This window comes from Hymenobacter ruricola (assembly GCF_015694525.1).
Taxonomy (GTDB): Bacteria; Bacteroidota; Bacteroidia; order Cytophagales; family Hymenobacteraceae; genus Hymenobacter; species Hymenobacter ruricola.
The window spans coordinates 531,160-544,366 of record NZ_JADQDM010000002.1; the positions used below are offsets into that span (position 1 = coordinate 531,160).

The following is a 13,207-nucleotide window of genomic DNA, read 5'->3' on the forward strand; positions in this document are numbered from 1 at the left end:
GCCTGGCGAGGTCAGCAGGTCGTTTTCCTGAACAGCCAATTTCTAATTCATAATTCATAATTTTTAATTAAACCTTCACCGCGGGGTTGCCGAAAACGGTCTGGCCGTTGGGCACATCGGCCACCACTACCGAGCCGGCGCCTACCCGGGCCTTGTCGCCGATTTTGACGCCGGCCACCACCACGGCACCGGCGCCCACAAAGGCCTGCTCGCCCACCTGCACGTCGGCCCCGATGAGGGCGCCGCTGCCCAGTTGGGCAAAGCTGCCCACGGTGGCGCGGGCTTCCACCACGGCGTTGCCGCTCACCAGGCAGCCATCGCCGAGGGTGGCGATGGCAGCTACCACGGCGTTGGGGCCCACGTAGTTGCCGTGGCCCAGCGTGGCGTGGTTTGAGACGCTGGCGCGCTGGTGAATGGCATTCACGGGCACGGCCTCGTACTCGTTGCGCAGCATCTCGGTGAGGCTGCGGCGGCTGGCGGTGTCGTCGGTGGCCACGAAGACTTCGCACTTTTTGCCGAGCAGCTTCAGCAGCTCGCCGTCGTCGGTGTTACCCATCACGGGCACGTCGAGGAGTTCGGTGCCTTGCAGCTTTTTGTCGTCGTCGAGCAGGCAGTACACCACCACGTCGTTGGAGAGAAAGGCGTCGAGGGCAGCGGTGCCCACGGTTTGGGCACCAAGAATGATAACGGGATTTTCCATTGAGGGAGTTGCGAATGACGGGGCGAAGCGCGGCGCCACGGCTGGGTGCGGCAGCTTCGCCAGGATTTACAAAGGTACGGCAGCCGTTGCGGGAGCTGCCACCGAGGGCGGCGACTCTGCCAGGGTGTCATCGGAGCGGCGTTCCAAGCCCAGCCGACGCAACGCCAGCGCGGCATAGTCGTTCTGCAGCAGCAGAAACACGAGGTACGGCAGCACGGCGCTCCGGTAGCGGTTCAAGGAGCCAAAGTTGGGTGTGCTCAGCCCCAGCAGCACGGCCAGCACGAAGCAGAAAATGCTCAGAGCCGCCACTAGCCCAAAAGGCAAGTGCCCCCAACGGCGGCGCCAGCCAGCAAAGAAGGTGGTGGCAAAAAGGCTGACAAGCACTAGGTTTTCCAAGGCGGCGGCCACGTATAACGGCTGCCACGACTCCCCTAGCCAAGGCCGGGTGAAGGCGTTCAGGGCCGCCTCCGGCGAATGGCGCAGAAAGCTTTCGGCCGTGGGCCGCAGCGCCGGGTATTCAATGTGCGCCTTTGCAGCCGACATTTCCAGGGAGTGCGCGTAGATGCGCATGGTTTGGTTCGTGAATTTATTGAGCCGGAACGCCACGCTTACTTCGGTGGCTACCCACCCTCCCGCGGCCAGCACCGCCACCATCACCAACACCTGCGCCCAGCGGCTGCGCGCCCAGCCCAACTGCTGAAACACGCGCACCACCACTAGGCCCACTAACGCGCCTAACAACGGTGCAGCGAAAAAATAGCGCATAAAAAAATGAACATACGCCAACACCAGCAAGCCCACCACCGTGGCAACGCGCGCCCTGGTCGTCGACGAATCAGGCCCGTACAAGAGTTGCAGGTACAGCGCCACCAGCCACGTCCCGCTGCCCAGCAGCAAGGGCTCTTTGGCCACCCCGGCGGCCCAGAACACCACCGTTGGCCACGCCACAAAAGCCACCGTGGCGGCAGCGGGCGGTGTGGCCGGAAACAGTTTCAGGCAAGTTTTCGCCAACTGCCAACACCCCACGAAGCTAAACAAGCTCAGGTACACGCCGTTTAGCCAACCGCTGTTCATCGAAGCCAGGTTGACCCACGCCAGGATTTTGGCCATGAACAGGGTGTTGGACATCCCGTAATACGTAATGATTTGGTGGCGCCAGCCGACCTCATCCGTGAACAGCGCCTGCCAGAAATGGCTGGGCCCCGCCAGTATCATCCGCGTGACAGAATTGGCCTGCTGGCTGATGAAGTCGGCGTCGTCGGCGAGGCGCCAGCCGCGCCACGCCCCCACCAACAACCGGCCGCCGAGGCCCCACGCCAGCATGGCACGCGCCCACGTCGGTGCTTCGCGCCACTGCCGAAGCACCCACGGCAGGAGCACAGCCAGCAGCACGCCGTTCAACAGCAAAGCAATAACTATTCTCATCGAATAACGCGGGGTTGGTGCACCAGGCGGCTGCCGATGGCGCAGTGCAGGCAGCGCCGCGGCGCGCAGTAATTCTTGTGCAGGGCCAGCAGGCCCTGCGAGTCGGCCGCGGTGCGGTGGGCAAAGCCCAGGGCCTCGTACGCGTCGGTGTACTGGTTGTGCTCGGCGGGCAGCTGGCTGAGCAGGGCTACGCTGCTTTCCACCACCGCCGGCTGGCCCACGTGGCGGGCGTAGGCCACGCGCAACGGCACCACCACGTTGGTGATGAGCAAATCGGTACTGCTTTTGCCCAGGGCCGGCACCTTGCCGGGGCGGCCGGGGCGGAAGTGGGTGCGCCAGTACAGCGGTACCGGCGCCTGAAAAAACTCGGTAAGGGCCGCCACGCTCTGCGCCGTCAGCAGGGCATCGAACAGGGCGGGGCGCGCGTGCAGCAGGCCAGCCAGTTGCCCCAGGCGCACCGGCGGAAAGTTGGCCGGCCGCAGGCGCAGGTAGTTCCACTCGTGGGCATGCAGAGCAGCTTCGCCCAGCCCGTATTTGTGGCTCAGAAACGCATGCTCCTGCCTCAAGTCCCGGATGTAGTCGTCGGCCACTGTTTCCTCATTTTCAACCAGAAATCCGGCCTGCCCAAACAACAACGCTTCGAGCTGGCGCTGGTCGTGCCGGTGCCGACGCAGCACGGCCACGGGTACCGATTTGGCCAACCGGGCCAGCGGCTCACTGTTTTTCTGGAAGCCGAATGCGGCCATCAGCGCGTGGTAGGCGGTGGCTTCCCAGTCCTGCCCCAGGCCCTCGTGCAGCGTCATAATGGCGTCGGCCTTGCGCTCCACGCGTTCCAGCAGGGCGCGCTCGGTCATCATCGTTTTCGTGATTTCGGGCACCAGCGGCAGCAGCGGGGCGCAGGGCAAGGGCGCGGCCGCGGGCGCTTCCACCAGCGCCTGGTAGCGGGCCAGCAGCTCGGGCGCCACCCGGGCCTGCAGGGCCAGCGCGGGAATGAGGCTGCCGTTGGTGCGCGTCACGTCGGCGTCGGCACTGCCCACTACGTGCAGAATCACCTGGTCGTATTTCGGGTCAATCTGGTGGTGGTGGCGGGCCCAGTCGGAGGCGCGCAGGTGGATTTCCACCGCACCGTTCCACTCCACTTCGCCCAGGCGCAGGCGCGCGTTCAGGAAGTCGGGGCCGGCGTCGGCGTTGCGGTGGCCGGGGCGCAGCACCTGGATTTCCTCGCCCGCCGTGGTGCGCAGGTCCAGCTTGTCGAAGTACTGGTGCTGCCAAACGTAGTGGAGGAAATCTTCTTTCATAACTTGCGTTTACGCCCGTAAACTTACTCCGATTCCGCTCAGACTTTATAAAGCGCCCGTTATTGCCCATAGCAGCTACCCACCCCGCCACCAAGCGGCTGATACAAATAATTAACCGCGCCAACTTCGGCCGCTACGCCACCAATCGGTTCATCGGCCAGGTGGCTCAGCTGCTCAGCCAGCCCACCGACGCGGGCGATGCCGTGGCCACCTACTGGCTGGGCATGCTGCACTGGGACGGCTGGGGCATTCCCCAAAACCGGACGCAGGCCCTGGTGCTGCTGCGGGCCGCCGCCGAAAGTGGCCACCGCACGGCTCAATTCAACCTCGGCGTGGCCCACGACAACGGCTACGAAGTAGTGAAAACCCGTTACGAGGCCTTTCGCTACTTTTCGCAAGCGGCCCGGGGCGGCTGCAAAGAGGCCATGCACTGCGTTGGCAGTATGTATTACCACGGCCAGGGCACCGCCCAGAACTACGCCCGGGCCCGGCACTGGTACCGCAAAAGCGCCAAGCTCGGCTACGTCGAGGCCATGTGCGACCTGGCCCGGTGCTACCAGCGCGGCGTTGGCGGCCGCCGCAACCACCACCGGGCGCTGTTCTGGTTCAGGCGGGCCGTTGACGCCGGCAACGCCCGCGCCATGACCTGGCTGGGTTTGGAATACGCCCAGGAACCCACCGAAAACTGGGAGCAGGCACACTACTGGCTGGAGCAGGCCGCCGAGCGCCGGCAGGCCCACGCCATGTACCTGCTGGGCGTGTGGGCCGAATCGGGCTGGACGGGCGCTGAAAACCTGGCCGATGCCCTGTTCTGGTTCAAAATGGCGGCCGACCAAGGCCATGCGAAAGCAGCGCTGTGCTGGGCGGAGCTACAAGGCGAGCAGTTCTGACGGAACGTAAAACGGCCCGCCTCTCTCGAAGCGGGCCGTTCTGCCGCCGGCCTAACGACCGGCAACGAGCAGCTGACGCCTAAGCCATTAGCGCAGGTCGACTACTTTCACGCCTTTGTACTTGGCTTTGTCGAAGGCAAAGGTGTTGGCGTCGACCGGCGGGTTGGGCTTGAAATTTTTGATGAGGAAGGTGTACTGGTTGCCGTTTTTCTTGAACATCTGCCAGCTTTTCACCGAAGCGTCCTTCTTGCGCACTTTCAGCCGCACCTTGAATACGTCATTCTGGCGGTTTTCGGGGGCCAACTCGATGACGTCGAGGGGTTCGCCGCCTTCCGTCACTTGCTGCACGTAGGTGTACTTGTAGCCCTTTTTGTACATCGTGTAAATCTGCGAGGGCGACATATCCTGCGAATCCGGGTCCGAATCGGAGATATTGACTTCGTTCTCGTTCTTAAGGTAAGTCCAGGTGGTGGTGCCGTTGTTGATGACTTCCTGGCCGCTGATTTTCAGGCGGAACTTCTGGCCGCTCACCACAATGTCACCGTTGATGTTCTGCTTCACCTTGGCGCCGGGGTTTTCCAGCGTCTGGGTGAAAGTGGCCTGGAAGGCTTTCAGCGCCTGGTACTTGGCGCTCATCTGGTCGAGGATTTTACCAGCTTTGGGGTCCTGCTGCGCGGCGGCGGGCAGCGCCAGCGTGGCCGAGAGCAGCAGAAAAGAGAGGTATTTTTTCATTAGAAGGGGGAAACTGAGCGTGTAACGAATACGCTCTGATGGCCTGATACGGATTCCGTTTAACAAACGACCGGCCAAAATGCGGATGAAGCCGCGATGAAGGGAAAAAAGTTGGAGCCGGCCGCGTGTACCCCGGAGTTGCGCTTCGGCCCGCCTGGACTGTTCGCGCGGCCGAAACGCAGCTTCGGGATGCATTATTTCATCGAATTCAGCAGTTGCTCCAGCTGGTACTCGTCGGGAATAAGCACGTCGCGGGCCTTGCTGCCCTCAAACGGCCCCACGATGCCGGCGTGCTGGAGCTGGTCGATGAGTCGTCCTGCCCGGTTGTAGCCGAGCTTGAGCTTGCGTTGCAGCAGCGAGGTGCTGCCCTGCTGGTGCAACACAATGCAGCGCGCGGCTTCCTCAAACATGGTGTCGCGCTCGGAGGGGTCCATTTCTTCGTTGCCCCCGCCGTCGCCGTCGGCCCCGGCCACTTCGGGCAGCAAATAGGCGTCGGAGTAGCCCTGCTGCTCGCCGATGTAGTCGCAGACGCGGTCCACTTCCGGCGTGTCGATGAAAGCGCACTGCACCCGAATCAGGTCCGAGCCGGCCGAGAAGAGCATGTCGCCCTGGCCGATGAGCTGGTCGGCCCCGCCGGTGTCCAAAATGGTGCGCGAGTCGATTTTGCTCGTCACTTTAAAGGAGATACGGCAGGGGAAGTTAGCCTTGATGATGCCGGTAATCACGTTCACGCTCGGGCGCTGCGTGGCCACGATGAGGTGGATGCCGATGGCGCGGGCCAGCTGCGCAAGGCGCGCAATGGGCGTTTCCACTTCCTTGCCGGCCGTCATCATCAGGTCGGCCAGCTCGTCAATCACCAGCACGATGAAGGGCAGGAAGCGGTGGCCTTTCTTGGGATTGAGGCGGCGCTCGATGAACTTGGCGTTGTACTCCTTGAGATTGCGGCAGCCGGCTTCTTTCAGCAGGTCGTAGCGTCGGTCCATCTCCATGCACAGCGAGTTGAGCGTGTTCACCACCTTCTTGGTATCGGTGATGATGGGCTCTTCGGTGTCGGGCAGCTTAGCCAGGTAGTGGCGCTCAATCTTGTTGAAGATGCTCAGTTCCACCTTTTTGGGGTCGACGAGCACAAACTTCAGCTGCGCGGGGTGGCGCTTGTAGAGCAGCGAAGCCAGAATCACGTTCAAGCCCACCGACTTGCCCTGGCCCGTGGCGCCGGCCATGAGCAGGTGGGGCATTTTGGCCAGGTCGGCCACGAACACCTCGTTGGTGATGGTGCGGCCGAAGGCAATGGGCAGGTCCATTTCGGTTTTGGCAAACTTCTCCGAACCCAGCACCGAGCGGATGCTCACCATCTCCTTTTTGGTGTTTGGCACCTCGATGCCGATGGTGCCCTTGCCCGGAATGGGCGCGATGATGCGGATGCCCAACGCGGCCAGGCTCAGGGCAATGTCGTCTTCCAGGCTCTTGATTTTGGAGATGCGCACGCCCACTTCGGGCACGATTTCATAGAGCGTGACCGTAGGCCCGATGGTGGCCTTGATGCTGGCGATGCCGATGCCGTAGTGGCCCAGCGTTTCCACGATGCGGTCCTTGTTGGCTTCCAGCTCCTCCTTGGTGACCTGGGCTTTGGGGGTACCGTAGTCGTTGAGCAGCTCCAGCGTGGGAAACTGGTAGCGGGACAGGTCCAGCGTGGGGTCGTAGTTGACGTTGGGCATGGCGTCGGCGTCTTCGTCCTCATCGGCCACGGCGGCGATGTCGGCGCCGGCGTTGGGGTCAAGGTCGTCGCGGCCGGGCACGGTGATTTCGAGCGGACGGGTTGCGGCGGTAGCGGCCACGGGCACCGCGGCGGGCATGTCGCCATCGGCCAAATCGGCCAGCGAGAGCGGCGTGGGAATGGTAGCTACCGGCGCACTGGGCGCCACTGCCACGGGCTCTTCGACGGGCATTTCAATGGAAAAAGCCGGGCCGGAAGCCACCAGCGGCACGGCCGCTGCAACGGCCGCAGCCCCCGTAGCCACTGCCGTAGCCGCGGGCGCCACGGCTGCGCTGGCCACGCTCAATGCCACGCCGGCGCCGATGCGCGGCGCGGGCTCGAACTCTACGGGCGCGGCTTCGGGCTCGTCGGCGTCCAGCTCTAAATCCAGATTCTGCGCGCCGGCGGCGGCGTTGGTGGCGGCCGAAGCCACGGCCACTTCCGGCGCGGAGGGGCGCGTTTTGAGCGTCATTTGGGGCACGGCCGGCGCGGGGGCCACGGGCACCGTAGCAGCGGCTTGCTCGGCTGCGATTTCGGCTTCCAGCTCGGCGTCTTCGTCGGCGTCGTCCTCGGTGCTGAGGCGGCGGAAGCTGCCCAGGTTGAGGCTGGTGACGTTGAAGAAGAACACCACGAACGAAATTAAGGCGAAGGCCAGCAGCAGCACCGTGCCCCAGCCGATGAGGCTGTCGAGCCAAGAGGCGGCCTCGAAGCCCACGCCACCGCACAGGAAATCGAGGCGGTGGGCCAGCACCGGGTCGGCGCCGGGCGCGGCCAGCGTCACCACCACGTAGCCGAGCAGCACGCTCAGCCAGGCCATGCTGAACAGGCCCAGCGCCAGCACGTAGCTCACCGAGACCTTGGCGGTGCGAAACACGATTTTCGCCCCCAGAAAAAACACGATGGGAATGAGCGCAAACGCCGCCACCCCAAACAGCTTGTAGATGAACAGCTGCGCGGCCCAGGCCCCCAGCAAGCCCAGCCAGTTGCCGGACTCCTGCCCGGCATCTTTCACCGGCACGGTGCCCAGCGCGGCCACCACGCTCTGGTCGGCGTGGCCCGTGAAGAGGAACGAGGCAAAGGCAATGGTGAGGTACAGGCTGGCCAGCAGCAGCCCGAACCCGATGAACAGGTGGAAGCGCCGGTCGCGCAGCAGTTCCAGGAGCTTGCCCACGCCGGGCAGCGGGCCGTGGGGCTCGCGGGGCGGTTTAACGGGTTTGGGGGGCGCGGCCGGGCGGGCGGCTTTGGGCACGTTGGCGGCGGCCGGCCGGGGCTCGGCGCGGGCCGGGGCGGGCTCGGGAGCCGGTCCGTTGGGGCGCGGCTCGTTGCGCCGCGTGGGCCGGGGCTCGGCGGGGCGGTTAGCCGAGGGGCCGGCGGGAGTATTCTTATAACGGTTATCGGCCATTCGACGGAAGCATAAAGGCCAAATTTACGCACTGCGGGCGGGAGTTAGGGCATGAGGATATGGGAGCAAGCGGGTAGGCGTCCGTCATCCTGAGCGCAGCGAAGGACCTTGTCACGCCCGGAGGTTTGAATTTATTGCAAGCCGTTCAAACCTGATAAGGTCCTTCGCTGCGCTCAGGATGACAGACGTTTCCCTTCCCTACACCCTCCATCCCTCCTCCCCTAGCTGCGCGGGTGAAACTCGGTGATGACCTGCCGCAGGTAATCGCGGTCCAGATGGGTGTAAATCTCGGTGGTGGTGATGCTGGCGTGGCCCAGCATTTCCTGCACGGCGCGCAGGTCGGCGCCGCCCTCAATCAAATGCGTGGCGAAGGAATGCCGCAGGGTGTGCGGGCTGATGGTTTTGCGCAGGCCCGCCTGCTCGGCCAGCTTTTTGAGCGTGGTGAAGACGGTGATGCGCGAGAGCGGCCGGCCGCGCTGGCTCAGAAACACAAAGTCTTCGGCTCCGCTTTTGATGTCGAGGTGCCCGCGCACGCCGCTGAGGTAGAAATTGAGGTGCTTGAGGGCTTCGCGGCCGATGGGCACGAGGCGTTCCTTATTGCCCTTGCCCACCACTTTGATAAAGCCCTGGTCGGCGTACAGGTTACTCAGGCGCAGGTCGCAGAGCTCGCTCACGCGCAGACCGGAGGAGTACATCACTTCGAGCAGGGCGCGGGCGCGCAGGCCGTCGTCGGTGCTCAGGTCGATGGCGGCCAGCAGCTGCTCAATCTCGGGGTAGCTGAGGGTATCGGGCAGGTGGCGGCCGGTTTTGGGGGCTTCCAGGGTGTCGGTGGGGTCGAGCTTCAGCAGGTCTTCCATGATGAGGAAGTTGAAGAAAGCCTTGAGGCCGGACAGCGTGCGGGCCTGCGAGGTGGCGCCCAGGCCCAGCCCTTGCAGCGTGGTCAGGAACTCGCGCAGGATTTCGGTGGTGACTTGCAGCGGGCCCACGGGCAGCTTCTGAAACACCAGAAACTGCTGCAGCTTGGTGGCGTCGCGCACGTAGGCCTCCACCGAGTTGGGCGAGAGGGATTTTTCGAGGCGCAGGTAGCCGTCGAATTGTTTGAGGGCTTGGGACCAAGTCATGGGAAAGGCAGATTGATTACTCAAAGAACGTCATGTCGAGCCTGTCGAGACATCTCGCCTGCCGTAGCAACTAAATCGATTGGATTAGTGGTGGCAGGCGAGATGTCTCGACAAGCTCGACATGACGTTCTTTGGACTTTGTACTACCAGCTTCAACAATGGACCTTCTCATCATCAACGGCCCCAACCTCAACCTGCTCGGCCGCCGCGAGCCCGGCATCTACGGCACCCGCTCGTTTGAGGACTTTTTCCCCGAGCTCGAAGCCGCTTTTCCCGAGCACGCGCTCACGCAGTTTCAGAGCAACCACGAGGGCGGGCTCATCGACAAGCTGCACGAAGTGGGGTTCACGCACCACGGCATCGTGCTCAACGCCGGCGGCTACACCCACACCAGCGTGGCCCTGGCCGATGCCGTGGCCGCCATTGCCACGCCCGTGGTGGAGGTGCACCTGAGCAACCTGCACGCCCGCGAAGATTTCCGCCAACGCAGCCTGCTGGGCCGCCACTGCGCCGGCAGCATCAGCGGCTTCGGGCTGGAAAGCTACCGGCTGGCCGTGCAGTGGTTCGTGAACCAGCAGCCCAAGCGCGTCGGGTTTCGGGTGTGAGTGGGCTCGCCTAGCACGGGTTTCCGGTCCGGACGAAAGGTTTGTGGTTCCGGCCGAAGGTTTCCTGTCCAGGCAGAAGGTTTGTGGTCCGGTCCGAAGGTTTCCTGTCCCGAAGCCTTAAGCGGGGCTCCGGAGGCAAGGTTTGTGGTCCCGAAACGGTTGGCGGGCGTCCGGAAGCGGCTGGCGGGCGTCCGGAAGCGGTTGGCGGGCGTCCGGAAGCGGTTGGCGGGCGTCCGGAAGCGGTTGGCGGGCGTCCGGAAGCGGCTGGCGGGCGTGCGGAAAGGTGAAAACGTGCGGCGGAGCAATGGAACCGGGTTCGGCGCGTTTGGACGCCCGCGCGGTTGGTGCAAAATCCTTCCGCGGGCGGTTTGCGTAGCCGCTACCTTTGCGCCGGCGGCGCCCCACTTCCTTGACGTTCCTCCCCATGTATACCTTCAATCCCGGCCCTTCGGCCGTATATCCGGCCGTGCGCCAGTACCTCACCGATGCGTTTGACGAGGGCTGGCTCTCGGCCCCGCACCGCTCCGAAAAAGTGACCTCGCTGGTGCGCCAGACCGTGGCCGACCTCAAAGCCAAGCTCAACGTGCCGCAGGACTACACCGTCCTGTTCACCGGCTCGGCCACCGAGTGCTGGGAAATCCTGGCCCAGAGCCTCACGCCCCGCCGCTCGTTTCACCTCTACAACGGCGACTTCGGCGAGAAGTGGCTGAAGTACGCCCAGGCCGTGCGGCCGGCCAGCGCCGGCAAGTCGTTTGGGCTGGACGAGGTGCCCGACCTGGCGGCCCTCCCCTTCTCGGCCGAAGACACCGACCTGGTGTGCATCACCCAGAACGAAACCAGCACCGCCACCCAGCTGCGCGAGGGCTTTATCCTGAACCTGTTCAACCGCCTCAACGGCACCCTGCTGGCCGTGGACGCCACCAGCTCGCTGGCCGGCCTGAACCTGAAATACATCAAGGCCGACGTCTGGTTTGGCTCGGTGCAGAAGTGCTTCGGCCTGCCCGCCGGCCTGGGCGTGATGATTTTGTCGCCCCGCGCCGTGGCCCAGGCCAAAGCCGTGAACGACCGGGCCCACTACAACGCCCTGCCCGCCATGCTCAGCCAGATGCTGAACTACCAGACCAACTACACCCCCAACGTGCTGGGCATCTACCTGCTCAGCCGCATGCTGGCCGACCGCGAGCCCATCAAAGCCGTGCACCAGCACCTCGTGGACCGCGCCGAGAAGCTCTACGCCTTCTTCGACCAGGCCACCCCGCTCCAGCCCTTCGTCACGAACCCCGAAACCCGCTCCACCACCGTCGTGGGCCTGAAAGGCGACGCCGCGCTCATCGAAGAAATCAAGCAGAAAGCCAAGGAGGCTGGCCTGCACCTGGGCAGCGGCTACGGCCCGCTGAAAAACACCACCGTGCGCATCGCCAACTTCCCCGCCGTGCCCGACGCCGCCTTTGAGGCCCTGGTGCAGTTTTTCGCAAAGGAATACCCGGGGTAATGGTTAATTATGAATTAGAAATTATGAATGATGAATTGGGCCAACGCCTTGCCCATCCTCAACCGAATTCATGATTTCTAATTCATAATTCATAATTAAAACGCCGTGTTCAATTTCCAGCACATTCTGTCCGTCACGCTCACCCTGTTTGCCGTCATCGACATCCTGGGCTCCATCCCGATTATCATCCAGATTCGGCAGCGCGAGGGCGAAATCAAGGCCGAGCTGGCCACGGTGGTGGCGGGCTGCCTCATGGTCACGTTCCTGTTCGTGGGGCAGAGCCTGCTGGGGCTGCTGGGCGTCGACAACCAGAGTTTTGCCCTGGCCGGCGCGGTGGTCATCTTCCTGATTGGCCTGGAAATGATACTCGGCATCGAGCTGTTCAAGTCCGACATGTCGGGCAGCACGGGCTCCATTGTGCCGCTGGCGTTTCCGCTCATCGTGGGGGCGGGCACCATGACCACGCTGCTCTCGCTGCGCGCCGCCTACTCGGTGCCCAACATCCTGGTCGGCATCCTGCTGAACCTGGTGTTTGTGTACGTGGTGCTCAGAACCAGCCCCTGGCTGGAGCGCAAGCTCGGCAAGGGCGGCGAAGACATTCTGCGCCGCGTGTTCGGGGTGATATTGCTGGCCATTGCCATCAAGCTGTTCAAAACCAATTTTTAACTCTCTTGACCGTCCTTGAACGTCATGTCGAGCTTGTCGAGACATCTCGCCTGCCGTAGTATTCCAATCGCATGTAATTAGCGGTGGCACGCGAGATGTCTCGACAAGCTCGACATGACCGTTCTTTTCCATCCGTCTCTATTTCCCTCTGTCCCCTTGATACACCTCTTCACCGACGGCTCGGCCCGCGGCAACCCCGGGCCCGGCGGCTACGGCGCCATCCTGCGCTACGGTCCCCACGAAAAGGAGCTCACCCAGGGCTTCCGCCTCACCACCAACAACCGCATGGAGCTGCTGGCCGTCATCGTGGGCCTCGAAGCCGTGACCCGGCCCGAGTTGCCCATCCGCGTGGTGTCCGATTCGAAATACGTGGTCGACGCCGTGGAGAAAAAATGGGTGTTCGGCTGGGCCAATAAGCCCGATTTCGGCAAGAAGGCCAACGAGGACCTATGGCGCCGCTTCCTGCGCATCTACCAGCAGCGCAAAGTATCTTTCCACTGGATAAAAGGCCACGCCGGCCACCCCGAAAACGAGCGTTGCGACGTGCTGGCCGTGCAAAGCGCGCTGGGCAAAGGCCTGCTCGTGGACGAAGGCTACGAGGCCATCAGCGCAAAGTCGGTCCTGTAAGCTGCCCTGGCCATGCGACGCTGTTTCCTTCCGCTGCTGCTGGCTTTGGGCCTTTCATCGGCTGCTTTCGGCCAGTCGCCCGCCCCCCGGTTCCAGGATTATCCCGTTTCTGAGCGGTACCACGGCCCCCAGGCGGCGCCCAGGCTGATGCCGGGCACGCCGGCCTGGTATTTCCGCACGCGCATCCGGGAAGCGGCCCGGCAAAAGCCCAATTTCGCCGGGCGCTACGTGCTGGCCGCCTGGGGCTGCGGGGCCGAATGCCTCAGCAGCGCCATCATTGACGTGAAAACCGGCGCCGTGTTTTTTGATGACACGAGCGTTTGCTGCTGGTTCAGCCCGGCCCTTCCGGAAAAGCCCGAGAACTTTGAGCCGGTGGATTTCAGACTGAACAGCCGACTCGTCATCATGACCGGGATGCTGAACGAAGCGGGCCGCAACGCGCCGCACTTTTTCAAATTCGAGCGGGGCAAACTCGTCGCCATCCGCTAAAAAGAAC

General features: G+C 63.5%; 12 protein-coding genes. 6 read left to right on the forward strand and 6 right to left on the reverse strand.

The window, feature by feature from the left end:
• Nucleotides 1-67: 67 nt before the first annotated feature.
• From I2H31_RS06365 to I2H31_RS06375, 3 genes are all read right to left on the reverse strand, one after another.
• Complete coding sequence (locus tag I2H31_RS06365) at nt 68-700, reverse strand: NeuD/PglB/VioB family sugar acetyltransferase (RefSeq protein WP_196292160.1); 633 nt, start codon at nt 698-700, stop codon at nt 68-70.
• 66 nt (nt 701-766) lie between these two features.
• Complete coding sequence (locus I2H31_RS06370) at nt 767-2,125, reverse strand: hypothetical protein (protein WP_196292161.1); 1,359 nt, start codon at nt 2,123-2,125, stop codon at nt 767-769.
• Nucleotides 2,122-3,423: a DUF2851 family protein gene (locus I2H31_RS06375; protein ID WP_196292162.1), complete on the reverse strand. Its 1,302-nt coding sequence runs from the start codon at nt 3,421-3,423 to the stop codon at nt 2,122-2,124. Before I2H31_RS06375 ends, I2H31_RS06370 begins: the two co-directional genes overlap by 4 nt.
• A gap of 62 nt (nt 3,424-3,485) precedes the next feature.
• On the opposite strand from I2H31_RS06375, the gene I2H31_RS06380 reads away from it, so the two are divergent.
• Nucleotides 3,486-4,313, forward strand: coding sequence for an SEL1-like repeat protein (locus I2H31_RS06380; RefSeq protein WP_196292163.1), 828 nt, complete (start codon nt 3,486-3,488; stop codon nt 4,311-4,313).
• 87 nt (nt 4,314-4,400) lie between these two features.
• Here the strand turns inward: I2H31_RS06380 and I2H31_RS06385 are convergent, their stop codons facing one another.
• The 3 genes from I2H31_RS06385 to xerD all read right to left on the reverse strand — a co-directional run bounded on the left by I2H31_RS06385 (nt 4,401) and on the right by xerD (nt 9,321).
• Nucleotides 4,401-5,045 carry a LolA family protein gene (locus I2H31_RS06385; protein WP_196292164.1) on the reverse strand — a complete coding sequence of 215 codons (645 nt, stop codon included), beginning with the start codon at nt 5,043-5,045 and terminating at the stop codon, nt 4,401-4,403.
• A gap of 194 nt (nt 5,046-5,239) precedes the next feature.
• Complete coding sequence (locus I2H31_RS25060) at nt 5,240-8,200, reverse strand: FtsK/SpoIIIE family DNA translocase (protein WP_230687507.1); 2,961 nt, start codon at nt 8,198-8,200, stop codon at nt 5,240-5,242.
• A 221-nt stretch (nt 8,201-8,421) separates the two neighbouring features.
• Nucleotides 8,422-9,321, reverse strand: a complete 900-nt coding sequence (xerD, locus tag I2H31_RS06395; protein WP_196292165.1) for a site-specific tyrosine recombinase XerD — start codon at nt 9,319-9,321, stop codon at nt 8,422-8,424.
• 158 nt (nt 9,322-9,479) lie between these two features.
• On the opposite strand from xerD, the gene aroQ reads away from it, so the two are divergent.
• The 5 genes from aroQ (at nt 9,480) to I2H31_RS06420 (ending at nt 13,200) form a co-directional block, all read left to right on the forward strand.
• A complete protein-coding gene (gene aroQ, locus I2H31_RS06400; RefSeq protein ID WP_196292166.1) occupies nt 9,480-9,926 on the forward strand; it encodes a type II 3-dehydroquinate dehydratase in 447 nt (148 codons plus the stop codon).
• 424 nt (nt 9,927-10,350) lie between these two features.
• Nucleotides 10,351-11,418 carry an aminotransferase class V-fold PLP-dependent enzyme gene (locus tag I2H31_RS06405; RefSeq protein ID WP_196292167.1) on the forward strand — a complete coding sequence of 356 codons (1,068 nt, stop codon included), beginning with the start codon at nt 10,351-10,353 and terminating at the stop codon, nt 11,416-11,418.
• Nucleotides 11,419-11,523: 105 nt separating this feature from the next.
• On the forward strand, nt 11,524-12,084 hold the full coding sequence (locus tag I2H31_RS06410) for a MarC family protein (protein WP_196292168.1): 561 nt from the start codon (nt 11,524-11,526) through the stop codon (nt 12,082-12,084).
• Between the two features lie 156 nt (nt 12,085-12,240).
• Nucleotides 12,241-12,711 (forward strand): ribonuclease HI, encoded by a 471-nt coding sequence (gene rnhA / locus I2H31_RS06415; protein ID WP_196292169.1) that lies wholly within the window; start codon nt 12,241-12,243, stop codon nt 12,709-12,711.
• 12 nt (nt 12,712-12,723) lie between these two features.
• The gene (locus I2H31_RS06420) at nt 12,724-13,200 is read left to right on the forward strand and encodes a hypothetical protein (protein WP_196292170.1); all 477 of its coding nucleotides are present in this window, start codon (nt 12,724-12,726) and stop codon (nt 13,198-13,200) included.
• Nucleotides 13,201-13,207 lie beyond the last annotated feature (7 nt).

Excerpts from the sequence above, each read along its gene's own strand:
- I2H31_RS06365 (WP_196292160.1), bottom strand. The coding sequence starts at position 700 with ATGGAAAATCCCGTTATCATTCTTGGTGCCCAAACCGTGGGCACCGCT.
- aroQ (WP_196292166.1), top strand. The coding sequence starts at position 9,480 with ATGGACCTTCTCATCATCAACGGCCCCAACCTCAACCTGCTCGGCCGC.
- I2H31_RS06375 (WP_196292162.1), bottom strand. The coding sequence starts at position 3,423 with ATGAAAGAAGATTTCCTCCACTACGTTTGGCAGCACCAGTACTTCGAC.
- I2H31_RS06385 (WP_196292164.1), bottom strand. The coding sequence starts at position 5,045 with ATGAAAAAATACCTCTCTTTTCTGCTGCTCTCGGCCACGCTGGCGCTG.
- I2H31_RS25060 (WP_230687507.1), bottom strand. The coding sequence starts at position 8,200 with ATGGCCGATAACCGTTATAAGAATACTCCCGCCGGCCCCTCGGCTAAC.
- I2H31_RS06405 (WP_196292167.1), top strand. The coding sequence starts at position 10,351 with ATGTATACCTTCAATCCCGGCCCTTCGGCCGTATATCCGGCCGTGCGC.
- I2H31_RS06370 (WP_196292161.1), bottom strand. The coding sequence starts at position 2,125 with ATGAGAATAGTTATTGCTTTGCTGTTGAACGGCGTGCTGCTGGCTGTG.
- I2H31_RS06420 (WP_196292170.1), top strand. The coding sequence starts at position 12,724 with ATGCGACGCTGTTTCCTTCCGCTGCTGCTGGCTTTGGGCCTTTCATCG.
- xerD (WP_196292165.1), bottom strand. The coding sequence starts at position 9,321 with ATGACTTGGTCCCAAGCCCTCAAACAATTCGACGGCTACCTGCGCCTC.